This is a genomic window from Sulfitobacter sp. W027, from assembly GCF_025143985.1.
In the GTDB taxonomy this organism is placed as follows: Bacteria; Pseudomonadota; Alphaproteobacteria; order Rhodobacterales; family Rhodobacteraceae; genus Sulfitobacter.
This window is the reverse complement of record NZ_CP083564.1, coordinates 803842-828842: the sequence shown is the minus strand read 5'-3', so window position 1 is coordinate 828842 and position 25001 is coordinate 803842. Positions and strand designations below refer to the sequence as shown.

Annotated in this window: 27 protein-coding genes; 10 read left to right on the top strand and 17 right to left on the bottom strand. The window is 61.9% G+C overall.

Annotated features, from left to right (window positions below):
* Positions 1–7 precede the first annotated feature (7 nt).
* The 9 genes from K3759_RS04130 to K3759_RS04090 all read left to right on the top strand — a co-directional run bounded on the left by K3759_RS04130 (position 8) and on the right by K3759_RS04090 (position 8273).
* Positions 8–985, top strand: coding sequence for a type II secretion system F family protein (locus K3759_RS04130; RefSeq protein ID WP_409202510.1), 978 nt, complete (start codon positions 8–10; stop codon positions 983–985).
* Complete coding sequence (locus K3759_RS04125) at positions 985–1584, top strand: tetratricopeptide repeat protein (protein WP_259984447.1); 600 nt, start codon at positions 985–987, stop codon at positions 1582–1584. The genes K3759_RS04130 and K3759_RS04125 overlap by 1 nt, the downstream gene beginning before the upstream one ends.
* A gap of 27 nt (positions 1585–1611) precedes the next feature.
* The gene (locus K3759_RS04120; protein WP_259984446.1) at positions 1612–2463 is read left to right on the top strand and encodes a lipopolysaccharide assembly protein LapB; all 852 of its coding nucleotides are present in this window, start codon (positions 1612–1614) and stop codon (positions 2461–2463) included.
* A gap of 3 nt (positions 2464–2466) precedes the next feature.
* Positions 2467–2961 (top strand): prepilin peptidase, encoded by a 495-nt coding sequence (locus K3759_RS04115; RefSeq protein ID WP_259984445.1) that lies wholly within the window; start codon positions 2467–2469, stop codon positions 2959–2961.
* Between the two features lie 129 nt (positions 2962–3090).
* Positions 3091–4398, top strand: a complete 1308-nt coding sequence (locus K3759_RS04110) for an ATPase (RefSeq protein ID WP_259984444.1) — start codon at positions 3091–3093, stop codon at positions 4396–4398.
* 44 nt (positions 4399–4442) lie between these two features.
* Entirely contained in the window at positions 4443–6896 is a 2454-nt protein-coding gene (locus K3759_RS04105; protein WP_259984443.1) for a ligase-associated DNA damage response DEXH box helicase, read from the top strand.
* A 49-nt stretch (positions 6897–6945) separates the two neighbouring features.
* The gene (locus tag K3759_RS04100; RefSeq protein ID WP_259984442.1) at positions 6946–7098 is read left to right on the top strand and encodes a hypothetical protein; all 153 of its coding nucleotides are present in this window, start codon (positions 6946–6948) and stop codon (positions 7096–7098) included.
* 84 nt (positions 7099–7182) lie between these two features.
* A complete protein-coding gene (pdeM, locus tag K3759_RS04095) occupies positions 7183–7854 on the top strand; it encodes a ligase-associated DNA damage response endonuclease PdeM (RefSeq protein ID WP_259984441.1) in 672 nt (223 codons plus the stop codon).
* Positions 7851–8273 (top strand): PaaI family thioesterase, encoded by a 423-nt coding sequence (locus tag K3759_RS04090; RefSeq protein WP_259984440.1) that lies wholly within the window; start codon positions 7851–7853, stop codon positions 8271–8273. The genes pdeM and K3759_RS04090 overlap by 4 nt, the downstream gene beginning before the upstream one ends.
* Here the strand turns inward: K3759_RS04090 and folD are convergent.
* The 17 genes from folD to ruvC form a co-directional block, all read right to left on the bottom strand.
* Entirely contained in the window at positions 8270–9160 is an 891-nt protein-coding gene (gene folD / locus K3759_RS04085) for a bifunctional methylenetetrahydrofolate dehydrogenase/methenyltetrahydrofolate cyclohydrolase FolD (RefSeq protein WP_259984439.1), read from the bottom strand. The two genes, K3759_RS04090 and folD, sit on opposite strands and share 4 nt — an antisense overlap.
* Before the next feature lie 74 nt (positions 9161–9234).
* A complete protein-coding gene (locus tag K3759_RS04080) occupies positions 9235–10911 on the bottom strand; it encodes a formate--tetrahydrofolate ligase (protein ID WP_259984438.1) in 1677 nt (558 codons plus the stop codon).
* Between the two features lie 111 nt (positions 10912–11022).
* A complete protein-coding gene (locus K3759_RS04075) occupies positions 11023–11607 on the bottom strand; it encodes an MOSC domain-containing protein (protein ID WP_259984437.1) in 585 nt (194 codons plus the stop codon).
* Between the two features lie 43 nt (positions 11608–11650).
* Entirely contained in the window at positions 11651–12304 is a 654-nt protein-coding gene (locus K3759_RS04070) for a hypothetical protein (RefSeq protein ID WP_259984436.1), read from the bottom strand.
* 148 nt (positions 12305–12452) lie between these two features.
* Positions 12453–14369, bottom strand: a complete 1917-nt coding sequence (ftsH, locus tag K3759_RS04065) for an ATP-dependent zinc metalloprotease FtsH (protein ID WP_259984435.1) — start codon at positions 14367–14369, stop codon at positions 12453–12455.
* Positions 14370–14470: 101 nt separating this feature from the next.
* Positions 14471–15742 carry a tRNA lysidine(34) synthetase TilS gene (tilS, locus tag K3759_RS04060; protein ID WP_259984434.1) on the bottom strand — a complete coding sequence of 424 codons (1272 nt, stop codon included), beginning with the start codon at positions 15740–15742 and terminating at the stop codon, positions 14471–14473.
* 6 nt (positions 15743–15748) lie between these two features.
* Entirely contained in the window at positions 15749–16609 is an 861-nt protein-coding gene (ybgF, locus tag K3759_RS04055) for a tol-pal system protein YbgF (RefSeq protein ID WP_259985559.1), read from the bottom strand.
* 73 nt (positions 16610–16682) lie between these two features.
* Entirely contained in the window at positions 16683–17213 is a 531-nt protein-coding gene (pal, locus tag K3759_RS04050) for a peptidoglycan-associated lipoprotein Pal (RefSeq protein WP_259984433.1), read from the bottom strand.
* Positions 17214–17313: 100 nt separating this feature from the next.
* Positions 17314–18660, bottom strand: a complete 1347-nt coding sequence (gene tolB / locus K3759_RS04045; RefSeq protein ID WP_259984432.1) for a Tol-Pal system beta propeller repeat protein TolB — start codon at positions 18658–18660, stop codon at positions 17314–17316.
* Position 18661: 1 nt separating this feature from the next.
* Positions 18662–19837: an energy transducer TonB gene (locus K3759_RS04040; protein WP_259984431.1), complete on the bottom strand. Its 1176-nt coding sequence runs from the start codon at positions 19835–19837 to the stop codon at positions 18662–18664.
* A gap of 3 nt (positions 19838–19840) precedes the next feature.
* Positions 19841–20314 carry a protein TolR gene (gene tolR / locus K3759_RS04035; RefSeq protein WP_259984430.1) on the bottom strand — a complete coding sequence of 158 codons (474 nt, stop codon included), beginning with the start codon at positions 20312–20314 and terminating at the stop codon, positions 19841–19843.
* A gap of 3 nt (positions 20315–20317) precedes the next feature.
* Entirely contained in the window at positions 20318–21013 is a 696-nt protein-coding gene (gene tolQ / locus K3759_RS04030; RefSeq protein WP_259984429.1) for a protein TolQ, read from the bottom strand.
* Between the two features lie 117 nt (positions 21014–21130).
* Positions 21131–21529, bottom strand: a complete 399-nt coding sequence (locus tag K3759_RS04025; protein ID WP_259984428.1) for an acyl-CoA thioesterase — start codon at positions 21527–21529, stop codon at positions 21131–21133.
* Complete coding sequence (locus K3759_RS04020; RefSeq protein ID WP_243263127.1) at positions 21526–22149, bottom strand: hypothetical protein; 624 nt, start codon at positions 22147–22149, stop codon at positions 21526–21528. Before K3759_RS04020 ends, K3759_RS04025 begins: the two co-directional genes overlap by 4 nt.
* 30 nt (positions 22150–22179) lie before the next feature.
* Entirely contained in the window at positions 22180–23199 is a 1020-nt protein-coding gene (ruvB, locus tag K3759_RS04015; RefSeq protein WP_243262441.1) for a Holliday junction branch migration DNA helicase RuvB, read from the bottom strand.
* A gap of 46 nt (positions 23200–23245) precedes the next feature.
* Positions 23246–23923 (bottom strand): Holliday junction branch migration protein RuvA, encoded by a 678-nt coding sequence (gene ruvA, locus K3759_RS04010; RefSeq protein WP_259984427.1) that lies wholly within the window; start codon positions 23921–23923, stop codon positions 23246–23248.
* Positions 23920–24426 (bottom strand): crossover junction endodeoxyribonuclease RuvC, encoded by a 507-nt coding sequence (ruvC, locus tag K3759_RS04005; RefSeq protein WP_093926918.1) that lies wholly within the window; start codon positions 24424–24426, stop codon positions 23920–23922. Before ruvC ends, ruvA begins: the two co-directional genes overlap by 4 nt.
* A gap of 354 nt (positions 24427–24780) precedes the next feature.
* Between ruvC and K3759_RS04000 the strand changes: the two genes are divergently transcribed.
* Positions 24781–24999 carry a DUF1127 domain-containing protein gene (locus K3759_RS04000; protein WP_243262439.1) on the top strand — a complete coding sequence of 73 codons (219 nt, stop codon included), beginning with the start codon at positions 24781–24783 and terminating at the stop codon, positions 24997–24999.
* Positions 25000–25001 lie beyond the last annotated feature (2 nt).

The window sequence follows — 25001 nt, the reverse complement described above, 5'->3', positions numbered from 1 at the left end:
GCCGATGGTGGAACTTTTCAATCAACTTAACGACCAGATCAGCGAACTTTTGGGGCCAATGGGCCTGATCATCATCATCGGCACTTTGGGTGTTACGCTGGTGGCAATCACCTTGGTGCTGATGCTGCGTCAGCCCGAAGACCCGTTGGCCAAGCTCAAACGCACCAGCTCTGCCCCTTCGGGGGATGGGTCGCGCGAGAAGTTGCGCCAGTCTGACCAGAATGCACAGTTGCAGAAATTCGCCAAGTTTCTTGAGCCGGAGGACGTGGCCGAACTTAGCGCAAAACAACTGATGCTGCGCCAAGCGGGCTACCGTTCGCGCGATGCGGTCCGGCTCTATTACTTCGCTCAGTTTGCCCTTGGGATGCTCGGGCTGATAGGCGGACTGGTCTATACCAACATCTTGGGCGGCGGCGAGGGGCTGACCACCCAGCAGACCATGATGTGGGCCATCGGCCCCGGCGCCATTGGGTATTACCTGCCCAAATACTGGGTCAAACGCCGGGTCGATTCGCGCAAAGAAGAGATCACCCGCGGCTTTCCCGACGCGCTTGATATGATGCTTGTCTGCGTCGAGGCCGGGCAATCGCTGGACCAATGTATCGTCCGGGTCGCCCGCGAATTGCGCGCCTCCTACCGCGCCCTTGCCGAAGAGTTCGAGATGGTCGCTTATGAGATGAAAGCCGGTAAAGACAAGATCAGCGTGCTAAACGACATGGGGGAGCGCTGCGGCGTTCAGGATGTCTCTTCCTTTGTGACCGTGCTGATTCAATCGGCGGCTTTTGGTACCTCCATCGCCGATGCGCTGCGTGTCTATGCCGGAGAGATGCGCGACAAGCGCGTGATGCGCGCCGAGGAAGCGGCAAACAAGTTGCCAACCAAGATGACCCTTGCCACTATGGGCCTTACCGTACCGCCGCTGTTGATCATTCTGATCGGCCCCTCGGCACATGGCATCTCGCAATTGGGTCAGGTAGGGAATTAATGACGGGCAAAAATCGGCGCAGCCTTCTCCGCGTCGTTTTCATCGGGCCGCTCTTGGGCCTTGCTCTGGCCGCCTGTTCAACAGGCGGCTTTTCCGCGTTGCGCGGGGATCGCCCCCCCGAGAGTGTCTATGCCCCCGGCGTAAATCAGCGGGCAGAGGCTGTCGACGGGATCGAAGTGGGCCACAGGCTCATCGCGGCGGGGCAGTATGAACTGGCCATCAAATCCTTCAACCGTGCCGCCCTCGATCACGGGCTGACAGGCGAAATCCTCTCGGCCTTGGGCAGTGCCAACCTTGGGTTGGGCCGGTTGGGCCAAGCCGAGACTCTGCTGCGCCGCGCGGTCGAAAAGGACGCCGCGGAGCCGGAAGTCTGGAACAACCTTGGCGTTGTACTGATGGAAAGCGGTCAAACCGCCGAGGCCGAGCAAATTTTCCGTAAAGCTTATGCGCTGGATAATGGCGAAAGTGACGCAATCCGGGACAATCTTCGCTTGGCGCTCGCAAAAACGGAAAAATCTGTTATAACAGAAGTCAATGAGGATAATTACAAATTGGTGCGGCGCGGCAGCGGGGATTACCTGATCCGTCCGACACCATGACCCGGCAGAGCAGTAAAAGGACGCAAAATGCGCCATCCAATCATTCTGGCCGTCTGCATGGCAGGCATCACCGCGGTTGCTGGCTGCGGTGAAAAAGATGCGAACGCCACCGTTGAACGGGCTTTCAAGGACGTCAATGTGGTGGATGAAACCAACCTGTCTGACGTGATGTTGACCGTGGCCGATCCCAATGAGGCGGTGAGTTACTTCGCGCGTTCGGTGAAAGAAAGCCCCGACCGCGTCGATCACCAGCGCGGTCTCGCCGCGTCACTCGTGCGCGCCAAACGCACCACCGAAGCTGTGGGCGCATGGGATAAAGTCATCAAGATGGAGGGCGCCACGCCCGAGGATAGCGTGCAATTGGCCGATGCGCTGATCCGCTCGGGCAACTGGGCGCGGGCCGAAACGGTCCTGAACGGCATCCCCCCCACCCATGAGACATTCGCCCGCTACCGGCTTGAGGCGATGGTCGCCGACAGCAAGGAACAGTGGAGCCGCGCCGACAGCTTTTATGAAATCGCCGTTGGCCTAACCACGACACCTGCGGCAGTAATGAACAACTGGGGCTATTCCAAGCTGACCCGGGGCGACTACGCCGAAGCCGAACGTCTGTTTGGCGAGGCGATCCGCCAAGACAACACGCTTTTCACCGCCAAGAACAACCTCATCATGGCCCGCGCCGCCCAGCGCGACTACACCCTGCCCGTGATGCCGATGGAGCAATCCGAGCGCGCGCAGCTTTTGCACACGATGGCGCTTTCTGCGATTAAACGCGGCGATGTGGAGACCGGCAAAAGCCTGCTGCGCGAAGCAATCGACACCCACCCCCAGCATTTCGAAGCCGCCGTCCGTTCCTTGCGCGCATTGGAAAACGGCTAACCCATGGCGATCTCTGCCACGGCGGCCCTGTGGTTCCTGCCCTTCGTTTTGCCGATCTGTCTTTATGTCGCCTTTACGGACATGAAGCAGATGCGCATCACCAATCAAGCGGTCTTGCTGCTTACTGCGACTTTCGTGGTGTTGGGCCTGTTCCTGCTACCCTTTGAAACCTATCTCTGGCGCTTGCTGAGCCTTGTCCTCGTCTTGGGTGTCGGCATCGTGCTAAACGCCGCCGGTGTCATGGGGGCCGGAGACGCCAAATTCGCTGCCGCTGCAGCGCCATTTATCGCGATGGGCGATCTGCGCCTGCTGATGATGCTCTTCATGGCAACCCTTCTTGCCGCCGCCGCCACCCATCGCGGCGTAAAATACACCCCCCTGCGCCGCCTCGCTCCCGATTGGCAAAGCTGGCAGGAAACCAAGAAATTCCCCATGGGCCTCGCCCTTGGTGCCACGCTGGGGCTTTATCTCATTCTGGGGGCGATTTACGGCGTCTGAGGTTGTTTCCTACCCGGCACAAACTTTGACGTGGCAATTAAATTGTCCACATTCACGCCATATTCAACATTTACCCTGCAGTCTGACCGACAAGCCGCACCGCCGTATGACTTTCCAAGGAAGCCATTGATGAACGCCCCGACCAGTACTGTGCTTGCCCCGCCGCCCCCCAAGCGGTTGGAGGAAATGAAGCTGCCCATCGTGATGATGCGCGACATCCTTCTGAAAACGATCTTCCGCAAGAACATCGAAATGGTCAGCGACCTGGCGCAGGCGCTGTGCTTGCCGATCCAAGTAACGCAGGAAATGGTCGACCAAGCCCGCGGCCAGCGCCTGCTCGAAGCAACAGGCACGCTCAGCGCCACCAGCGGCAATGAAATGGGTTATCAACTCACCGATGCTGGCAAGGCCCGGGCGCTGGACGCGCTTGCGCAGTCCGAATATTTCGGCGCCATGCCCGTCCCGCTTGAGGTCTACCGCGAGCAGGTCAAACGGCAATCCGTGCGCAACCTGCAAATCACCCGCGATCAACTGACCGGGGCCATGGGCCACCTGGTCCTACCCGACAGCTTGCTTGACCACCTTGGCCCCGCCGTTTCTGCCGGACGGTCGATCCTGATGTACGGCCCGCCGGGCAACGGAAAATCAAGCATTTCTAACGGCATACGCGACGCTTTGGGCGACAAAGTCTATGTGCCTCGCGCCATCGAATATGCAGGCCAAGTCATCACCGTCTATGACCCGATCGTGCATGCCGCCGCCGAGGCTGAGGTTCAAGATCCCACCTCCCTGCGCCGCGTCACCCGCTATGATGCCCGCTATGTCTGTTGCGAGCGCCCGACGGTTATCACCGGCGGTGAGTTGACGCTCGACATGCTCGATCTGGTTTACAACCCCACGGCACGGACCTATCAGGCCCCGCTGCAGCTCAAGGCCACAGGCGGCATTTTCATCGTCGACGACCTTGGCCGCCAGAAGGAACCACCGCAAAGCATCATCAACCGCTGGATCGTGCCGTTAGAAGAAAGCAAAGACATCCTCGCCCTGCAGTCGGGAGAGAAATTCGAGGTGCCCTTCGACACGCTGGTGATCTTCTCCACCAACTTCCACCCGAACGAGATTTTCGACCAAGCCGCCCTGCGGCGCATCTTCTTCAAAATCAAGATCGACGGACCGGACCAAGAGAACTTCCTCAAGATCTTTGCCATGGTTGCCCGCAAACGCGGCATGCCGCTGGACGAGGCGACGTTGATCCATCTGCTCAAGGTGAAATACCCAACGATCGACAACGTCTATGCGAATTATCAGCCAAACTTCCTTATCGACCAGATGATCGCCATCTGCGATTTCGAAGGCATCCCCTACCAGATGAACCCTGATCTAGTGGACCGCGCTTGGGCAAACATGTTCGTCCGCGATGAGGTGATCGTTAAATAGCCCCAGCCGCTGGCCCCACGGCCTGCCGATACTACATTGGGTGCATGCGCGCCCTACCCCCCAAATTCGCCGATTGGTTCGCCCAGAACGGCTGGTCCCTTCACCCGCACCAGCAAGAGATGCTGGACCGTGCCGATGCCCCCGCCCTGCTGCTTATCGCGCCGACAGGCGGCGGTAAAACACTGGCGGGCTTTCTGCCAACCCTTGTTGATCTGACCGAAGAGCCGCACGAAGGGATGCACACGCTTTATATCTCACCGCTCAAAGCGCTGGCGGCGGATATCAAACGCAACCTGACCCGCCCGGTTGAGGAAATGGGCCTGCCCATCCGCATCGAAGACCGCACCGGCGACACCTCGCAATCGCGCCGCCGCCGCCAACGGGCTGATCCGCCGCATATCCTACTGACCACACCAGAAAGCCTTGCTCTGCTGACGTCTTACGAGGACGCGGCCCGCACCTTTCGCGGGCTGAAACGCGTGGTGATCGACGAAATACACGCCCTCGCCGAAAGCAAGCGCGGCGATCAACTAATGCTGGCGCTGACCCGTCTCCAATCACTCTGCCCCGGCCTTAAACGGGTGGGCCTCTCGGCCACGGTCGAAGACCCCGCCGCCATCGCCCACCTCATGGCCCGCCACCCTGATCCCTGCGAAGTGCTGCTGGCCGACCCGGGCCCCGCCCCTGATATCCAGATGCTACACACCGAAGAGGCACCGCCTTGGGCCGGCGGCGGCGCGGCCTATTCCATCCCGGCGGTGCTGGAACAGGTGCGCCAACACAAAACCACGCTGATCTTCCACAACACCCGGGCGCAGGCCGAGATCTTCTTTCACAACCTCTGGCTCGCCAATGAAGACGCCCTGCCGATCGCGATCCACCACGGCAGCCTTGACCGCGCCCAACGCGAAAAGGTCGAAGCCGCCATGGTCCGCGGCGATCTGCGTGCCATCGTTTGCACCGGCACGCTGGATCTGGGCATTGACTGGGGCGATGTGGACCTGATCATTCAGATTGGTGCGCCCAAGAACGTCAAACGCCTCGTTCAACGCATCGGTCGCGCCAACCACCGCTACAACGCTCCCTCCAAAGCCCTTCTCGTGCCCGCGAACCGCTTTGAAGTGGTCGAATGCGTGGCCGCCCTAGAGGCTGTGCTTGAAGGCGCACTCGACGGTGATCCCCGCGGCCCCGGTCCACGCGACGTGCTTTGCCAACACATCCTCATCACCGCTTGCGCCGGCCCTTTCGACGCCGATGATCTCTTCGCCCAAGTTCGCTCGGCTGGCGCCTATGCCGCCCTGCCCCGCGCCGAGTTCGACGCCTGCCTCGACTTCTGCGCCACCGGCGGCTACGCGCTGCGCGCCTATGACCGCTGGCAGCGCCTGCTGCAGCGCCCCGACGGCCAATGGCAATTGCGTGATCCGCGCGCCGCCCAACGGATCCGTATGAACATCGGCACGATCCAAGATACCGATAAGCTGAAGGTCCGCATGAAACGCAACCGCGGCGGCAAACCCTTGGGGGAGATCGAAGAAGGCTTTGCCGCTACGCTGACCAAAGGCGACACCTTTCTGATCGGCGGTCAGATCGTCCGCTACGAAGGGCTGCGCGAAACCGTGGTCGAAGTCAGCCGCAACGCCGCCAAAAAGCCCAAAGTGGCGACCTTCGGCGGCACCAAATTCGCCACCTCCACACAGCTTTCCGCCCGCGTCCAACAGATGTTCACCCAAGACAGCTGGCCGGAACTGCCACGCCATACCGCCGAATGGCTCAGCCTGCAGCGCGAAGTCAGCCAATTGCCGCAGCCCGGCACCCTGCTGGTCGAAAGTTTCCCCCATGACATGGCCGAACAAACGGTTTTCTACGGCTTTGCCGGCCGCAACGGCCAGCAGACCTTGGGGCTTCTCCTAACTAAACGCATGGAAGACCTCGGCCTGCGCCCTTTAGGGTTTGTAGCCACCGACTATGCCACGCTCATCTGGGGTCTCTCGCCCGTTGACGACCCCGCACCGCTACTCGACCCCACCGTACTCCACGAGGGCCTCGACAGCTGGCTGGCGGGCAATGCCGTGATGAAACGCACCTTCCGCGCCGCTGCGACCATTGCCGGGCTGATCGAACGCAACACCCCGCAGGCCCGCAAATCCGGACGTCAAGCGACCTTCTCCAGCGACATCCTTTATGACACGCTGCACCGCTATGAACCGGACCATCTGATGCTCGACATCACCCGCGAAGAGGCGCTGAGCGGGCTGGTAGACTTCGGTCGGATCGAAGAAATGCTCTCCCGTATCGCCGGGCGCATCACGCATCGCAAACTGACTCGCGTAAGCCCGCTGGCGGCGCCGCTGTTCTTGGAAATGGGTCGCGTGCCCGTCGAAGGCGCTGGACAGGAACGCATGCTGGCGGAAGAGGCTCAGCGATTGATGGAAGCCTCCGGCCTCGCGCAACTTACCCCGCCGCCCTCGGATCAACCGCCCTGGCGAGATGGACGTTGAACTCTAACCTTCCGCGGGTGGAAAGGTTCTGGAAGGTATTTGAAAAAGGATGAAGATGATTAAGAGTTCTTTAACCAACGTCGCGCATCTTTTCGGGGCGGTACAGGCTGCGGAGCCGATGACCGCAAAGGATGAAGGCGCGTCTCCGGTCAGGTTGCCGCCCGATCGCGAGGCGCGCTTTCTGCATTTCATCTTTTCTTAAATACCGCTGCACTGTCCTTTCCACTCTTCTGACATGTGTGTTTGGCCCCTTGCCAAATCAGCCGCGATCTCAGATGAACAAAGGATGAACGGACTGAGTTTTTCCTTTTCGGGCGCGGGACTAACTGCGCTCGGCTCTGGCGCGCTTTGGTGGCGTGACCAGGAGTTGCTCTGTGTGAGCGATCTGCATCTGGGGAAGTCCGAGCGGATCGTCCGGCGTGGCGGATCGGCGCTGCCGCCTTATGAGACACGGGATACGCTGACCCGACTGGCGGCGGACCTGTCCTTAACGCAGGCGCGGCATGTGATCTGCCTTGGCGATAGTTTTGACGACCTCAGCGCGGCGCAGGCGTTGCCGGAGGAAGAGCGGCTTTGGATTCTGGGGCTGCAAGCCGGGCGGCGGTGGGATTGGATCGAAGGCAATCATGATCCCGGCCCCGTAGGTTTGGGTGGCACGCATCTTGCGGAACTTACCTTGGGGCCATTGACGTTCCGGCATAGCGCCGCGTCACAGGGGCGGGGCGAAGTGTCGGGGCACTATCACCCCAAGGCGTCGATCCGCGCACGGGGGCGCAGCATTTCGCGTCCGGCCTTTCTGTTTGACAGCAGGCGGCTGATCCTGCCTGCATATGGCACCTATACCGGCGGGCTGCGCAGCCAGTCGCGGGTGCTGTGTGAACTGATGGGTCCGGAAGCCTGCGCGGTGCTGACAGGGCCGCAACCGGTGGCGATCCCCATGCCCGGAAAGGCGCGATGATGGACCAGATTGAACGCCGTGTGCGGGAGAGCTTTGCGACGCAGACGATGATGCAAACCCTCGGGGCTGAAATCATCGAAGTGCAGCCCGGTCTGGTCAGGGTTTCAGCGCCGGTCCTGCCCGGCGCGATGCAGCAGCAGGGGTTTGGCCATGCGGGGCTGACCTTTTCCATCGGCGATTCGGCGGCGGGTTATGCGGCGCTAAGCGTGCTGCCGCCGGAGGTAGATGTCGTCACGTCTGAGATCAAGATCAACCTTTTGGCCCCGGCCCGCGGGGACCGACTGATTGCCACGGGCCGGGTGGTGAAACCGGGCCGGCGGCTTTGCGTGGTGACCGCGGAGGTTCATGCGGAAATGGATGGCGAGACCAAGCTCATCGCCATCTTGCAGGGCACCATCGTGCCTGTGCCTGCCTCTTAGGCGGTCAGCCCTTCGGGTTCTTCCAACCCATTGGCGCGGCAGCAGGCGGTGACCGTATTGGCCAGCAGGCAGGCGATGGTCATTGGCCCTACGCCGCCCGGCACGGGCGTGATGGCCCCGGCGCGTTGACTGGCGCTGTCGAAATCCACATCGCCGACCAGCTTGGTTTTCTCGCCAGTTTCGATCCGGTTGATGCCCACGTCGATCACGGTGGCCCCTTCTTTGATCCAATCGCCGGGCACCATTTCGGGGCGCCCCACGGCGGCGACAACGATATCGGCGCGGCGCACCACCTCCGGCAAATCGCGGGTTCGGCTGTGGGCCATCGTCACGGTGCAGCTATCCCCTAAAAGGAGCTGCGCCATCGGTTTGCCGACGATGTTGGAGCGGCCAATGACCACCGCGTTCATCCCCGACAGATCGCCATGGTGCTCACGCAGCATCATCAGGCAGCCCAGCGGCGTACAGGGCACCATGCTTTTTTGCCCTGTGCCCAGCAGTCCGACGTTGGAGATGTGAAACCCGTCCACATCCTTGGCCGGAGATACCGAGTTCACCACGCGCTTTTCATCCAGATGATCCGGCAGCGGAAGTTGCACGAGGATGCCGTGGATCTCGGAGTCGTTGTTCAACTGATCGATCAGCTTGAGCAACGCGTTTTGCTCCACGGTGGCGGGCAGCTTGTGCTCGACCGATGTCATGCCCACCTCGCGGGTCATCTTGCCCTTGGAACGCACATAGACTTGGCTGGCCGGGTCTTCGCCCACCAGCACCACGGCGAGGCCGGGCGTGATGCCGTGATCCGCCTTGAGCCGGTCGACATGGCTTGCCACTTTCTCACGCACCGTTGCCGCAAAGACTTTGCCGTCGATGATTGTCGCTGCCATATCCGTCTCACTTTCGCTCGCTGCACGTTGAACACGCCCTACATCACCGCGACGGCTGGGCAATGCAACCCGCCTTAGAACAATCCCTCGACATCACCGTCGGCGTTGAGCTTGATTGCCTCCGCAGAAGGCACCCTTGGCAGGCCCGGCATGGTCATGATCTCGCCACAGATGACGACGACAAACCCGGCCCCCGCCGAGAGCCGCACCTCGCGGATTGGCACGCTGAAGCCTGTGGGCGCACCGCGCAGATCGGGGTCGGTCGAGAAGCTGTATTGAGTCTTGGCCATACAGACCGGCAGATCGCCATAGCCCTGCGCTTCCCAGTCTTTCAGCTGGTTGCGCACCTTTTGGTCGGCCAATACCTCGTCCGCGCGGTAGATGCGTTTGGCGATGGTTTCGATCTTTTGGAACAGCGGCATGTCATCGGCATAGAGCGGTGCGAAATTGGCGCTGTCGCCATCGACGATCTCCGCCACGCGAGTGGCCAGATCGGCGGAGCCTTCGGAGCCCAATTCCCAGTGCCGCGACAGGATCGCCTCGGCCCCTTGGGCCGCGACATAGTCTTTGACCGCCGCCACTTCGGCGTCGGTATCGGTGACGAAATGGTTGATCGCCACCACCACAGGCACGCCAAAGGATTTCACGTTCTCGATATGGCGGCCAAGGTTGGCGCAGCCCTTTTGCACCGCCTCAACATTCTCGGCCCCAAGGTCCGCTTTCGCCACGCCGCCGTTCATCTTCATCGCGCGCACCGTGGCCACCACGACAACTACTGAGGGGGCCAGCCCGGCCTTGCGGCATTTGATGTTCATGAATTTCTCGGCACCGAGATCGGCCCCAAAGCCTGCTTCGGTCACCACGTAATCCGCCAATTTAAGCGCTGTGGTCGTGGCAATGACCGAGTTGCAGCCATGCGCGATATTGGCGAAAGGGCCGCCGTGCACGAAAGCCGGGTTGTTCTCCAACGTCTGCACAAGGTTGGGCTGCATCGCGTCTTTCAACAGTACGGTCATCGCACCATCGGCCTTAATGTCGCGCGCATAGACCGGGCTGCGGTCGCGGCGGTAGGCGACGATCATCGCGCCCAAACGCTCTTGCAGGTCGGTCAAATTGCGCGCGAGGCACAGGATCGCCATGACTTCGGACGCCACAGTGATGTCGAATCCGCTTTCGCGCGGGAAACCGTTCGGCACGCCGCCCAAGGAGGCCGTGATCTGGCGCAGCGCGCGGTCGTTCATATCGACCACGCGCCGCCAGACAACGCGGCGGGTATCGATCTCAAGCTCATTGCCCCAGTAAATGTGGTTGTCGATCATCGCGGCCAGCAGGTTGTGCGCGCTAGTAATGGCATGAAAATCTCCGGTGAAATGGAGGTTCATCTCTTCCATTGGCACGATCTGCGCATAGCCGCCGCCCGCAGCCCCGCCCTTCATCCCAAAGTTCGGCCCGAGCGAGGCTTCGCGGATGCAGACAGCCGCCTTCTTGCCGATACGGTTGAGCCCGTCGCCCAGCCCCACGGTGGTGGTGGTCTTCCCCTCCCCCGCTGGCGTGGGATTGATCGCTGTGACGAGGATCAGCTTGCCATCGGGGCGGTCTTGGACGCTGTCGATAAAACTTTGGCTTACCTTCGCCTTGTCATGGCCATAGGGCAGCAGGTCATCGCTGGAGATGCCCAGCTTCTCGCCAATTTCCTGAATAGGGCGTTTCGCCGCTTCGCGGGCGATTTGAATGTCGGTTTTAAAAGCCATGAGATTCCCCTGTTGCCGTTGGTGGCGATCTTTATACTCAAGCCATAGCGCGACAAGCCCCCGCAGGGGGGACGTGTTTCCGACACTCAAGCAGCGCGAAACGGCGCGCGGTTAGTCGAGGTGGGGCCAGATCGGCTGGTTCGGCACGAAAAGCCGCAATTCGTCCCCCAAGGCGAGCGGCCCTTCCCGCTCGACCCAAGCTGTGACCCCGCGCTTGCCCTGCGCTGCGGCCTTGAAGCCCTTGCCATGGCCGGAGGCCTCACTCTCAATCTCGCGCGCCGGCAAATTGCAGGGGCCGTTTTCGATATCCACCACCAATGTGGTGCCTTCGGCGTTCTGCAACCGCGATCCGGGCGGGACCAGGGTGAAGTCCGGGATGCCTTCAAGGATGATCGAAACGCCGAGCAGTGTGGGGTCAAGCTCCGGCAGGTCGATGCCCTTAGCAATCTGTGCCATTTCTTCGGCAGAGAGAATAGAAAGCTGGCGCGTATTGCGGATTTCGGTTCCCTTGAGATGAAGGTTGCGCACGCGCACGCAGGCGGGGCGGGTCAGACCGGCGTGAAAATCCCCTTCGAACCCTGCATAACTGGCATAGGCCTGCGCCATAGGAACCGAGCGGATGTTCTTGCGGTCTTGGGGGACCATGCCCAGCCAGGTGATCCGGGCGGTGTGGTCCGTCGTGCGAAGCTCGGGCATCTTATTGTCCTTAAATGCTTGGATCGGATGGGAAAACCTATGGCTATTGGCGGGTCAGATGCACCCTAAATCCGCCGCCACTTAGGGATGCTTTGGCAAGCCTGCCAGCGGTATAGACGAGGTCCATTCCGAAGGACTTGAGGTAAAAGGGAGAGACATAGCCCGGCCCCATGACTACGCGGTAAGACATATCGCAAAGCACCGAGGCACCGTTCTGACTGACGGCCTGAGTGGCAATCTGGACGACGCGGCGACCATCATAAAGGGACAGCGGAGATGGACAGCTTTCGGCATTCGCAAGCGCTGCAAAAAGCTCTGGTGGGAAGAGGACCCCGGCAGGCACCGCTTTGGCCTCTGACAGCTGCGTCATTTCCGACGACGGCGTGATTTCCACCGAGGTGACCTGCCCGGCCGTCCGTGCAATCACGATATCGCGCGTCTCGCTGCCCCGGTTTGATCCCAGATAGTTGACCTCACTGCCAGCCGACTGGGTTGCCGCGTTGAAGGTGCCGTTCTTGATGCCGAAAGGCGCGTTATTCAGCGACAGAAGAAACGCCGCATTCCGGCTTTGCCCGTTGAACTGCAAGGTACCCAGTTGCCGCCCGCCCAAGGCGACCGCGTAGTTTTGCGGTTCGGCCCAAGCGGCGCCGGTGATGAGGGCAGAGAAAGCGGCTAAGGCAAAAAGGGTGCGTCGCATAAGTCCCGCTAGGTAAAGACATTCGATCCTGTCTAACCCGCTGGCGGCTGCGAAGCGATAGCGAAATCCTGCCCTCCTAGTCAGATAGGCGGATCACAACGAAAAGACCCCGCCGAAGCGGGGTCATTCTACAGGTCTCGACAGGAAATTAGACCGAGGGTTCAGGCTCCATCCCGCCATCCTTTGGCGGGGTCTTTTTGCCCTTCGCCTTTGGGATCGCGGTGACGCTGGGCGCACTGCCCGCGTCGGAGTTGTCGTCGTCGGAATCTTCCGCAGGCGGCAGCCCCTCCATGACACGTTTGATTTCATCCCCGGTCAGGGTCTCATATTCCAGCAGACCTTGGGCCAGACGCTCAAACTCGACTTCTTTCTCGGTGATGATCTCCATCGCGCGGTCGTAGCCGTCTTGGATGAATTTCTGGACCTCTTTCTCAACCAATTCCTTGGTATTAGCCGAGACTGAGAAACCACCCGTATTGCCCTGATAGCCCTGTGCCGCTTCGGAATAGTCGATGTTGCCGACCTTATCCGACATGCCCCATTGCAGCACCATCGCACGGGCCAGAGCGCTGGCCTGCTGGATGTCGCCCGCCGGGCCGTTGGACACGGAATCGGGGCCATATTTGTGGATTTCAGCCGCCTTGCCCGCCATGGCCATGGCCAGACGCTGGTGGCATTCGTCCTTGAACATGTTGAGACGGTCGATCTCGGGCAGGCTCATCACCATGCCGAGCGCACCGCCGCGCGGGATGATCGTGGCCTTGTAGACCGGATCGCACTTGGGCAGTGTCATGCCCACGAGCGCGTGACCGGCTTCGTGATAGGCGGTCATCTCCTTCTGCTCGGCAGTCATCACCATCGAGCGGCGCTCGGGGCCCATCATGACCTTGTCCTTGGCCTGCTCGAAGTCAATCATGGTAACGAAACGGCGGCCCACACGGGCAGCCATGAGCGCGGCTTCGTTCACAAGGTTCGCCAGATCAGCACCCGAGAAGCCCGGCGTGCCGCGTGCGATGATACGCAGGTCAACGTCCGGCCCCAGCGGGGTCTTGCGGGCGTGAACCGAGAGGATTTTCTCGCGGCCTTTGATGTCGGGGTTCGGCACGGTGACCTGACGGTCGAAACGGCCCGGCCGCAGCAGCGCGGGGTCGAGCACGTCACGGCGGTTGGTCGCGGCGAGAATGATGACACCCTCGTTGCTCTCGAAACCGTCCATCTCGACCAGAAGCTGGTTCAAGGTCTGCTCACGCTCGTCGTTGCCGCCGCCATAACCGGCACCCCGGTGGCGACCCACGGCATCGATCTCGTCGATAAAGACGATACAAGGGGCATTTTTCTTGGCCTGTTCGAACATGTCGCGCACGCGGGACGCGCCGACGCCGACGAACATCTCGACAAAGTCGGAGCCGGAGATGGTGAAGAAGGGCACGCCCGCCTCGCCCGCAATCGCACGGGCCAGGAGCGTTTTACCGGTGCCCGGAGGGCCCACCAGAAGCGCGCCCTTGGGGATCTTGCCGCCAAGGCGCGAGAACTTCTGCGGGTTGCGCAGGAATTCGACGATTTCCTCAAGCTCTTCCTTGGCCTCATCGATGCCCGCCACGTCGTCAAAAGTCACGCGACCCTGCTTTTCGGTCAGCATCTTGGCCTTGGATTTGCCAAAGCCCATGGCCCCGCCTTTGCCGCCGCCCTGCATGCGGTTCATAAAGTAGATCCAGACACCGATCAGCAGCGCGATGGGCAAAAGCGACATCAGGAAGGTCTGGAAACCGGACTGTTGCTGCGGGCGCGCTTTGACCGGGATGTCGTTGGAGATCAAAAGCTGGGTCAACTCGGCATCGCCGGGTTTGATCGTCAGGTAGTCGGCGCCATCCGCCTTGCGGAACCGAACCTGCTCGCCATCCAGTGTCACATTACGGACATCACCATCCTGCACGGAAGTAACGAACTCTGAATAGCTGACCTCGTTGTTTTGCAGCGACCCGCTGGATCCGCTGAACAGGTTGAACAGCGCCAGTACCAGCAACATCAGGACAACCCAGAAGGCGAGGTTACGAACATTTCCCAAGGGAATTCTCCTAAATTCACATGGCCGCAGGCAAGTCCCGCGACCCAAGGGGCGCCCGTCCGGGCAACCACCACACTAAGATAGACATGATGCGCTCATGTTCAATGCGATAATGGCGCGGTTTCGTTCCATTCCGCGCCGCTTTCGCGCTGGACATGCCATTTCTCGACCAGCCCGGCAAGGGGCGCTGCAAGCAGGCACTCTCCCTGCCAGATCGCCGGGGTTGACAGCAGCATGGCACGGGGCCGCCCAAGGCTGCGCCAATCGGGGCATTGGGCGAGGCCCTCGGCCCCCAAGGCACGCAACTCGGTGCCTTCCGACAACCTGTCCGGCGGTGTCGCGCGCCAGCGCCCATCCCACAGCTGATCCGCAGGCACCCGCAGGTCACGCACCGCGTTATATTCCCGAAACACCCAGATTTCACCGCGCCGCAGGAGCGCCTGACATCCATCCAGCGTCGCTGCCTGCCCCGTCTCCAGCCCCGCAATCAGGGCCGCAACGGGGCTACGACGGGGCGGGTAGGCGCTGCCGCTGATCGACCCAAGCGCGCGGATCATCAGGCGGCGGCGGATCTCTTCGGGTTCGGCAAAGAAGGCTTCGGCCTGCATCACCACCGCCCCGCCTTCAATGCGCAGAATCTCGCCTGCGGCACGCTTGGTCTGACGTTCCAACGCTTCCCGGGCGGCAGCCATGTTGCGTGCCACCTCGGCCAGCGTCGCGACATCTATGCCCAAGGGGGCGAGTGCCGCAAGGCTCTGGCGGGTCTGGATACGTGCATAGCGGGGGTCATCGTTGCTGGGGTCTTCGACCCACTCAAGGTTCGCGCGCCGCAGATGCGCTCGCAATGCCTCACGCCGGGCAAAAAGCAAGGGGCGCAGCCATGTGATGCCGTGCCTATCGCTGCGGGGCGCCATGGCCGACAACCCATCCACCCCCGCGCGGCGGGCCAACCGCATCAGAACCGTCTCGGCCTGATCGTCCGCCGTATGGCCAAGGGCGATTGCGGGCAAATCGCGCCGCCCTGCCCAATCGGCCATAAGCCGATACCGCGCCTCACGCGCCGCGTTTTGGAGGTTGCCCTGCCCGTCCCAGCCGCGCCAGCGCAGCGTTTCATGGCGCAGGCCCAAAGTGCCCGCATAACGCGCCACGAACACCGCTTCTTCCGCCGCTTCGGGTCGCAGGCCATGATTAACGGTGACGGCTTCAAGATGTGTGCCCGCTGCCGCCGATAGCCTGTGCAACAGCGACAGCAGTGCCATGGAATCGCTCCCGCCTGAAACGGCAACGCCCAAGCGGGGAGGTAGCCTGCCGCCAAGCCCCGCCATCAGCCCGTCGATCAGCGTTGCGTCAGCCGAAGCGGCAGGTGCAGTCATCAGCGGTTAGGAGCAACCCAGCGTCTGGCGCTGCGCTTCGGCTTGGCTCACCTGCGGCGCGCCCGGGAACCGCACGGCGACTTCCGACAGGGTCACGCAGGCCTCCTGTGTCTGCTCCAACGTACCAAGCGCGCGGCCCAGTTCAAATAGCGACTGGGGGGCCACTGGCCCTTCGGGGTCGGTGCTGAAGGCCGCAAGAAAGGCACGGGCCGCTTCGCGGTTGTCGCCCAATCCGGTCAGGGCTTCGCCGCGGCGCATCTCGGCCTCAGCGGCTAGCGGACCACCGGGATAGGTCTGACTGAAGGTCGCAAAGAGATCGGCGGCGCTGCGAAAGTCACCGGAGGCGAGCGCCCCCTGCGCCCGCTCGAAATCGGTCTTTTCGCTGACCGCCAGCTCTGCCTCGTTGATGGGGGTGATGATGCCGCCGGCTGTCGCTGCGCCACCGCTGCCGGGGGTCGTTTCGACCACCTCGCGGTCCGCCTCTGGCGCAGGCGCGACGACGGTGGGTGCCGCCCCCCCGCCGAGAGTCGATGTCTCACCAAGCGCACCCAGATCGCCACCCTCAAGTTCGACCAAACGGTATTCAAGATCGCCGATCCGGTTGGTGCCGTCAGCGACCACCCGGTTGATGCGGTTCTCCATTTCTTCGGTTTTCGACGTCAGGCGCTGCAGTTCGCTTTCCATCGTGCCGACACGCTCCAACACGGAGTTGCCGCCCGTCTCGACCGAGCCGCCGCCCGTGGTTGAGAGTTCGCGGCGCAGCTTTTGCACCTCGACGCTCAGCACGGTCAGCTGCTGGCGGATGTCCGCCAGCGTTTGATCGTTGTCCTGCGCCATAAGCGCGGCGGGGGCAGTCATCAGTCCCATCACCGCCACGAAGATATATCGCTTCAGCACATCGGCCTCCTTGAATTGGTCATTGTGTTGGCTTTTGCCGCGATTAGCTGGTCAGCGCGCCACCGGCCAGAACGGTTACGGCGCGGCGGTTCTTGGCATAGCACGCCTCTTCCGAGCAGATCTCGATCGGGCGTTCTTTGCCGTAGCTGATGGTCTTAAGACGCGAAGCCGCGATCCCGCGCGAGATCATATATTCGCGCACAGCATTGGCGCGACGCCCGCCAAGCGCGATGTTGTATTCGCGCGTGCCCTGTTCATCCGCATGGCCTTCGATCACGGCTTGGTAGTCCGAGTTAGTCTGCAACCAAGCCACCTGACCGTCGAGCGTGGCGCGGCCTACATCCGTCAATGTGGATTGGTCCACAAGGAACAGCACCCGATCGCCAACAGCCTGTTGGAAATATGCGGTGGAGGTGGGGTCGTTCGCGCTGCCCGGAACCACGCCGGCGTTGACCCCTGCGCCTGCATTGACCCCGGCGCCGCCCATGCCATCGGCACCAAAACGGTCGGGGTTTGTACAGGCCGACACGGCCAATGCGGAAATCAAAAGCGTGCTGGTCAAAATACGTTTCATGGAGGTCTGCCTTCTCTGTGGTCGCGTTGTTGTTGCTGGTGTTAACACAGGCGCAGGATCATTGGAATTGCCCGCGCCCGTATGGGAGGTCTGGAAAACGTTACTGCTGCAGCGGTGACCAAGAGGGGTCAGAGCCGCCTTCGGGCGTGCGCACCGGCTTAAGGTTGCGCCCCGAAATATCGACTGAATAGAGCGAGGACGAGCCGCCTGCCCCTTGGGTTTCACGGGCAAACATGATCACCCGGCCATTGGGTGCCCAAGTCGGACCTTCATCAAGAAAAGAGGCGGTCAGCAGACGCTCTTCAGAGCCATCAAGGCGCATCACGCCAATGTGGAAGCGGCCCTTATTCTGCTTGGTGAAAGCCACCAAGTCTCCGCGCGGCGACCAAACAGGCGTGCCATAACGCCCTTCGCCAAAGGAAATCCGCGTCGCCTCTCCACCGGTGGCGGGCATGACGTAAAGCTGCGGACTGCCCGAGCGGTCGCTCTCAAAGACGATTTTGCTGCCATCGGGAGAGAAGCTGGGCGCGGTCTCAATCGCGGGGGTGTTGGTCAGGCGTACCGACTGGCCGCTGTTGATATCCATCGAAAAGATGTCGGTATTGCCGCCCTGGCTCAGCGAATAGACAACCGTCTGACCGCTGGGCGAGAAGCGCGGCGCGAAGGCCATGGAGCCCTCGGCGCTTTGCAGCGCGCGGCGTTGGACGGTGCCGATGTCCAGCACATAGATGCGCGGGAAACCGCTTTCGTAGCTGGTGTAGAGCACCCGGTCACCGCTGGGAGAGAATCGCGGGGCAAGCACGATGGAGCCGGAATCGGTCAGGTACTTCAGGTTGGCCCCGTCGTAATCCATTACCGCCAAACGCTTCTGGCGGTCGTCCTTCGGCCCGGTTTCGGAAACAAAGACCACACGGCTGTCGAAATAGCCGCCTTCGCCGGTGATCCGGCTGTAGACCGCATCGGCCACCTTATGCGCCATGCGGCGCCAGCCATCGACGGTGCCGCTGAATTGCAGACCGCCCTGCCCGCTGCTGTCGAGCAATTCCTCGCCCGAGAAGACATCGTAGACGCGGAATTTTACGTTGACGCTGTTGCCGCTAACATTGACCGCCCCGGTGATCAACGCCTGCGCGTTGATCGCTTTCCAGTCGGCATATTCCACCGGCGCGTTAAAGTCGCTGACGGTCGAGATATAGGCGCTGGCCGGGATTTCACGGAAAAGGCCCGTGCCGGTCAGGTCTTCTGAGACGACGCGCGCCAGATCGACGGCCAGTTGCCCGGCCTCACCGCTTTCGGGCTGAAAGCTGGGCACGGCAAAGGGCAAAGGCTCAATCGTTGGGTCGTCGATCACGATGCGCAGCGGTTGGGCCTGCGACGCATTGGGGGCCAACGTGAGCGTGGCCGCCGTGGCGCAGAGCGCCAGTAGTCCCAGAAGTCTAGTCAGCATGTTATCGGCTCCTCATTGGGTCGAATGTCATCTCGATGTCTTGCCATTGACTGTATTTTTCCTGCGGCAGCTTGTAACCACTGCTGCCGCAACGAATGACCGCGCGTTTTGCGGCCTCATAGGCTTGTCGCGCGGCAGTGTCGCTGCCACCGTTGGAACTCAGCAAGCGGATCGAACTGGCAACGGGCGTGCCGTCCGTGTTCATCTGCATGCCGACTACGACCGTGGTGCGTGCCGCCTCGGTCGACAGCGCGCCGATGTTCCAGCAGGCCGAGACCGCGACGCGCAGAGACTCGCGCTCACCCGAGGACAGCGGCGGACCGCTTGGCACGGGGGCCTCGGTCTCCGGCTGGCCTAGGACTTCGCTCAACGCATCGGCAATGGCGTCCTCGGTTGAGCTTGAGGTCGCTGGTTCCTCAGCAGGTTTCGGTTCTGGCTTCGGCTCGGGTTTGGGCTCCGGCTTTGGCGTCTCAGCAGGTTTCTCGACCGGTTTCTCAGCCACCTCGACGGGTGCCGGGGGGGGCGGTGTCGGACGGCGGCCGGGCGGACGGGCAGAGGCAGCCGGGGCTTTATCGGCTTCGGTGACGATCTCGGTTGTGCTGTCCTCGGGCGTCCGCGCTTCTTGCGGCTCTTCCACAACGGTTTCGGTCTCAGCCTCAGAGTCAGGCGCCACGGCGGGCTGCTCGTCCAGATCGGGGCGCAGTTCGGGGTCGGGCTGCTCAACCGGTTCTGGGGCCACACGCGGCGCTTCGCGCGGGCGGGCCTCTGGCGCGATCTCGGGCACCAGCACGGCGGTATCGCCCACCGGCTCGTTCATTTCGGGCGGCGTGTCATCCACTTGGGTCTGCGGTGGCAACTCCAACTCCGTCACCTCGGGGGGGAGGTCCTCGGGAGGGGTTTCGGTCTGAACCGGTTCGGGTTGCTCGATCTGAGTGTCCGGCTCTGCCGTTACCTCGGGGGTTTGCTCGCTCACTTCTGGCGGGGCTGGCTGCGCAACCTCGGTGGCCGAGGATGGTGGCTGTTGCGCGGCCACCAGCGCGTCATATTCAGCAGCTGAAATCACCGAGACCTCGGTCATCTCAACGGGCTCAGGCTCGGGCGTGAAGATCCCGCCAAACAACAGCCAGCCGATAAGACCCAGATGCCCGGCACCTGATATGTAATGCCCGGTATGCACGGCTCAGCCACCCGACGTGTCGCTGCCGTCCAACGCCGGGCCACCGATGTCGGTCACCAGACCGATGTTGGAAAAGCCGCCTGCGTTGAGCGCGCCCATGACTTCCATCACCTGCGCATAAGACACTTTGCCATCCGCGCGCAAGAACACCCGGTCGCTGGCCCGTTCAGAGGCAATCGCCCGCAGTTTGGTGATCAGTTGGTCGCGGGGCGTCTCGGTGGTTTGGATTTGCACGGCCCCCTCGGCGGTGAGTGTTACGGTCAGCGGCTCTTCCTGCTCGGATGGCAGGGCCGTGGCGGCGGTCTTGGGCAATTCCACCGGCACACCAACGGTCAAGAGCGGGGCCGCGACCATGAAGATGATCAGCAGCACCAGCATAACGTCAACAAAGGGCGTGACGTTGATCTCGGCCATCGGCTGCGCGCGGCCGCGACGCCGCCCCTTGCCGCCTGGTTTTTTCATGACACCTGCGCCCATGGCTTAGCTGTCCAACTGGCGGCTGAGGATGGTGGCGAATTCGTCCGAGAAGGCTTCGTAGTTGCCCAAGATGCGGTCGCTGTCGGCACTGAGCTTGTTATAGAACACAACCGCCGGGATCGCAGCCAATAGGCCGATGCCCGTTGCCAAAAGCGCCTCGGCAATACCGGGGGCGACGACGGCGAGATTGGTGTTCTGCTGGGCCGCAATCTCGATGAACGAGTTCATGATGCCGAAGACCGTTCCGAACAGACCGACGAAAGGCGCGGTGGAGCCCACGGTCGCCAGCACCGGCAGACCCTTTTGCAGACGCTCAGCCTCTTTGGAAATTGCCACATCCATGGAGCGGTCAATCCGTGCGGTGGCGCCGGGAATCAGCGCGCCATCTTCGCGGTGCGAGCGGCGCCATTCGGACATGCCAGAGGCAAAGATCTTCTCCGACGGCCCATCCGGGTCTGCGCCAATGTTATCAAACAACCCGTCCAGCGGTTCGCCCGACCAGAACGCCTGATCAAACTGCGCCGCCTCAGCGCGGGCTTTGCGGTACTGGATGGTCTTTTGAACGATGATCGACCAAGACCAAAAAGAGGCCCCGATCAGCATGATCATTACAAGTTTAACCGTGACTGTCGCCTTCGCGAACAGACCCCACAGGGAAAAATCCATCCCCTGTGCCAATGCCAGCGTCTCTGCTTCCATTTAACTATGCTCTTTTACTGCCGCCCCTTTGGGGCATTCTGCCTCTGGGCCCTATTTTCCGGCCTCTATTTGGAGCAAAGCTAACGAACTGCAACAGAGATTGCCAGAATTATGGTATCACGCTGCTGGATCGCCGTCTGACAGGCGGAGTTTCGCTGGCAAACGGGTGGGTTTTCCGGCGGTGGTCATGCAAACGGCGGTGACTTTGGCGCGAAAGATGACCTTGCCGTCGCGCAGCACGTCTTGATCGAACACCCACCGCACCGGCCCTTCGGCCTGATGGGTGGTATGCACCTCCAACCGATCCCCGAACCGCGCAGCGCCGATGTAGTCTGCCTCTACCCGCGTCACGACAAAGACCAGCCCCTTGTCGCGCATAGCGCGTTGATCGAGACCGATCTGTTCGACGATATCCGACCGCGCCCGTTCGATATAGCGCAGGTAGTTGGCGTAATAGACGACGCCCGCCATGTCGGTGTCTTCATAGAAAATGCGGACCGGGAAGGTATGGCTCATGACGCGACCTGTACCCGTGCCGCAAGGCGCAGCGCGTGGCTGGGGTCATGGGCGGCGGGCGGCATGATCGGGTCATAGGCGGCGCGGATTACATCCGCGATCTCGGGCCGCAGCACCAGTGCTTCATCTGCCAGTGCCAGCGGAGATTGCTCTTGAAAGGCGCCCTCGGACCAGAGCAGGATGACCTGCACCGCTTGGCTCAGCGCCAAGACTTGCGCGGACATCTCTTGCAGGCTCTCGTCCATGCGCAGGAACACGAAAGCCGCCTTGATCGCGCCGTTCTCCTCAAAGCGGAAGAAGCGGTATTGGTTCGCCCCCGCCGCCTGCAAGCGCTCGACCTGCCCTGCGAGATCCGGCACTAGCCCGTCCATGCCCGGCACGTCTAGCAACTCCGCCCAATCCGCGAAGAAGAACATCATCAGGTTGCTGCCCAACTCGGTGTCGGTCTCGGCCATTTCATGGCCTGCGAGCTTCACCACGGCCTCCAACGCGCCCTTCACCACCGGCAGCGCGTCTTCCTCGATCCCAAAGGCCACCGGCGCGATGGGGCGGCCCCAGCGGGCAAAGGCAAACTGCCCATCGCGGCGGGTGAAAAGGGTTTCGATCTGCTCTGCGGTCATCGTCATCTGTCTTACCTTCGCTCCGGGGCGTCAGCCAAAAAGGTCGTTCTGCCCCTTGGGCGCGGCCATGCCGAGGTGGGTCCAGGCCTTGGCCGCTAACATTCTGCCGCGCGGGGTACGCTGGATCAGCCCTTGCTGCAACAGGAACGGCTCGATCACCTCCTCCAGTGCGTCACGGCTTTCCGACAGCGCGGCGGAGAGGGTTTCGATCCCCACCGGACCGCCCTGATAGTTCTCCGCGATCAGCTTGAGGTAACGGCGGTCAGCGCCATCAAGGCCCAGATGATCGACCCCAAGCCGGGTCAGGGCCATGTCAGCCAAATCACGGGTCACGCGGCCATCGCCTTCGACCACCGCAAAATCCACCACGCGCCGCAGCAGGCGGCCCGCGATGCGTGGTGTGCCGCGTGCACGTTTGGCGATCTCGCGCGCACCGCCCTCATCAGCGGGCGCACCCAGTTTGCGGGCGTTGCGGTCAACGATGATGTAGAGCTCATCCTCGGTATAGAATTGCAGCCGCGTCGGGATGCCGAAACGGTCACGCAGCGGGGTGGTCAGCAGGCCCATGCGGGTGGTGGCCCCCACGAGCGTGAAGGGCTGCAACTCGATCCGTACGGTTCGCGCGGCGGGGCCTTCACCGATCACCAGATCAAGCTCGAAATCCTCCAATGCAGGGTAAAGCACCTCCTCCACCGCCGGATTCAGACGGTGAATCTCGTCGATAAACAGCACGTCGCGGGCTTCGAGATTGGTCAGGATCGCCGCCAGATCGCCCGCCTTGGCCAGCACCGGACCAGATGTCATGCGAAAGCCCACACCCAACTCCCGCGCCATGATCTGCGCCAGTGTGGTTTTGCCTAGACCCGGAGGCCCGTGAAACAGCGTGTGATCCATCGCTTCACCGCGCTGGCGGGCGGATTGGATGAAGACGGCAAGGTTCGCGCGCGCCTCGGCCTGCCCGACAAATTCTGCCAACATCTGAGGCCGCAAAGCGCGGTCAAAGTCTTCGGGCATCGGCTCGGGCCGAACGGTGGGGTCAATGTCGGTCATAGGGTCTCGTTATGCCGCAGGGCGGTGGGTTCTGCCAGAGGGGGGCTCAATCCTTGGGCGCCAACAGCTTGAGCGCCGCGCGGATCAGCGTCGGCGTGTCCGCCTCTGGCATCTCGCCCGCCGCCTGCGCCACGGCGCCCGCCGCATCACCGGGGCCGTAGCCAAGGTTGCCAAGCGCCGAAAGCGCCTCGGACTGGGCCGAAGCATTGGGCGCGGCGGCTTTTGGCGCGGGGCGTGGGGTCGCGGCTTCGATTACGGTCTCATCGGCGGCGGCCTGCGCTTCGCCCAGAGCGTCGGCCACGGTGCCGGTCATCGCCATGACGCCGGGGGCCTTGTCCTTGAGATCAAGCACCACACGCTGCGCGATTTTGGGGCCGATGCCCTTAGCGGCCTTGACCGCATTCCAGTCACCCAATGCAATCGCACGGCTCACGCCATCTGGCCCGAGCGTGCCAAGGATCGCCAGAGACGCCTTGGCTCCGACCCCCTGAACCGAGGTCAGCAAACGGTGCCATTCCTTCTCCACCAGCGTCTGAAAACCAAACAGTTGCATCAGGTCTTCGCGCACCACCAAATCGGTATAAAGCGCCACAACCTCACCCACGCCCGGCAGCGCGGCCATGGTGCGGTCAGAGACATAAACGAGGTATCCAACGCCGCGTACGTCGATCAAAATATGATCGGCAGCACGGTAATCGATACGGCCGGAAAGCTTACCAATCATGCCTGTGCCCTCGCCACGGCCTGCGCCAGCGTGCTGGCCCCGCCGTGATGCGCGTGGCAAATGGCGATGGCAAGCGCGTCCGCCGCATCCGGCCCCGCAATCTCGATCCCCGGCATCTGCATCCGCACCATATGCGCCACCTGTCCTTTGTCCGCGTGGCCAACACCGACGACGGTTTTCTTGACCTTGTTGGGCGCATATTCACCCACCGCGAGGCCAAATTGCGCAGGCACCAACATCGCAATGCCCCGCGCCTGCCCCAGTTTCAGTGTGCCAGCCCCGTCTTTGTTTACAAAGGTCTGCTCAACCGCTGCAGCACCGGGGCGGTAGGTGGCCAGCACCCGCGTTAACTGCCCGTGCAAGGAAAGCAGCCGCGCCGCAAGGTCGTCACCTTCGGAGTGGCAGATGCCATTGGCGACATGCGCGATTCGGCTGCCAGAGACGTCGATGACCCCCCAACCCAAATTGCGCAGCCCCGGATCTATGCCGATCACCCGTATCATCTCTGCCCTCGATAAAATTGTTGCTTTTTTGGTGCACTAGCACGAAACGCGAACATCGCAAAGCCCTGATGCAAGACTGTCGCTTTGCGACACGGAGCCTGTCGCTTTTAAACTGCGGTGTCGAATTGCGTCTCTCCACATTTCGAAACCGACAAGGTGCAGGTACAGTTTTTCCCGTATTGATAGTAGGTTAGCCCTATTTGCGACCTATGCATAAATTGCAGAGCTCACTGTCGTTTTTATGGGATTGCGCGGCGCGATATTCAGGCATAATTGCCGAAAATCCCGTTTTGGAAATGGCGCTTCACTCGCGCCGGGCAGGACGCAACCGACGATCAAACAAAGGACGGCACCATGGCAGCTTTCGATACCACCCGCACCGCTTACGGCTCAACATCGGCCGTCTCTCGTATTTTCAGCTTTTTCGGCGCGTTCTTTGCGGCGGTCGAAGCGTGGCAAGACAGCCGCGCCACCCGCAAGGCGCTGTCGGACCTGACCGACCTTGAATTGCAAGACATCGGCCTGATCCGGGGCGATATCGACCTTGTCGCGCAGAACCACTTCGTTCGCTGACT

Coding starts and splice junctions, on each gene's coding strand:
- K3759_RS04105 (WP_259984443.1), top strand. CDS start 4,443: ATGCGCGCCCTACCCCCCAAATTCGCCGATTGGTTCGCCCAGAACGGC.
- K3759_RS04120 (WP_259984446.1), top strand. CDS start 1,612: ATGCGCCATCCAATCATTCTGGCCGTCTGCATGGCAGGCATCACCGCG.
- ruvC (WP_093926918.1), bottom strand. CDS start 24,426: ATGATACGGGTGATCGGCATAGATCCGGGGCTGCGCAATTTGGGTTGG.
- tolQ (WP_259984429.1), bottom strand. CDS start 21,013: ATGGAAGCAGAGACGCTGGCATTGGCACAGGGGATGGATTTTTCCCTG.
- K3759_RS04090 (WP_259984440.1), top strand. CDS start 7,851: ATGATGGACCAGATTGAACGCCGTGTGCGGGAGAGCTTTGCGACGCAG.
- K3759_RS04075 (WP_259984437.1), bottom strand. CDS start 11,607: ATGCCCGAGCTTCGCACGACGGACCACACCGCCCGGATCACCTGGCTG.
- K3759_RS04020 (WP_243263127.1), bottom strand. CDS start 22,149: ATGACCGCAGAGCAGATCGAAACCCTTTTCACCCGCCGCGATGGGCAG.
- K3759_RS04110 (WP_259984444.1), top strand. CDS start 3,091: ATGAACGCCCCGACCAGTACTGTGCTTGCCCCGCCGCCCCCCAAGCGG.
- K3759_RS04025 (WP_259984428.1), bottom strand. CDS start 21,529: ATGAGCCATACCTTCCCGGTCCGCATTTTCTATGAAGACACCGACATG.
- ybgF (WP_259985559.1), bottom strand. CDS start 16,609: ATGGGACTGATGACTGCCCCCGCCGCGCTTATGGCGCAGGACAACGAT.
- K3759_RS04115 (WP_259984445.1), top strand. CDS start 2,467: ATGGCGATCTCTGCCACGGCGGCCCTGTGGTTCCTGCCCTTCGTTTTG.
- pdeM (WP_259984441.1), top strand. CDS start 7,183: ATGAACGGACTGAGTTTTTCCTTTTCGGGCGCGGGACTAACTGCGCTC.
- K3759_RS04100 (WP_259984442.1), top strand. CDS start 6,946: ATGAAGATGATTAAGAGTTCTTTAACCAACGTCGCGCATCTTTTCGGG.
- K3759_RS04000 (WP_243262439.1), top strand. CDS start 24,781: ATGGCAGCTTTCGATACCACCCGCACCGCTTACGGCTCAACATCGGCC.
- K3759_RS04080 (WP_259984438.1), bottom strand. CDS start 10,911: ATGGCTTTTAAAACCGACATTCAAATCGCCCGCGAAGCGGCGAAACGC.
- ruvA (WP_259984427.1), bottom strand. CDS start 23,923: ATGATTGGTAAGCTTTCCGGCCGTATCGATTACCGTGCTGCCGATCAT.
- pal (WP_259984433.1), bottom strand. CDS start 17,213: ATGAAACGTATTTTGACCAGCACGCTTTTGATTTCCGCATTGGCCGTG.
- ruvB (WP_243262441.1), bottom strand. CDS start 23,199: ATGACCGACATTGACCCCACCGTTCGGCCCGAGCCGATGCCCGAAGAC.
- tolB (WP_259984432.1), bottom strand. CDS start 18,660: ATGCTGACTAGACTTCTGGGACTACTGGCGCTCTGCGCCACGGCGGCC.
- K3759_RS04070 (WP_259984436.1), bottom strand. CDS start 12,304: ATGCGACGCACCCTTTTTGCCTTAGCCGCTTTCTCTGCCCTCATCACC.
- folD (WP_259984439.1), bottom strand. CDS start 9,160: ATGGCAGCGACAATCATCGACGGCAAAGTCTTTGCGGCAACGGTGCGT.
- K3759_RS04125 (WP_259984447.1), top strand. CDS start 985: ATGACGGGCAAAAATCGGCGCAGCCTTCTCCGCGTCGTTTTCATCGGG.
- tolR (WP_259984430.1), bottom strand. CDS start 20,314: ATGGGCGCAGGTGTCATGAAAAAACCAGGCGGCAAGGGGCGGCGTCGC.
- tilS (WP_259984434.1), bottom strand. CDS start 15,742: ATGACTGCACCTGCCGCTTCGGCTGACGCAACGCTGATCGACGGGCTG.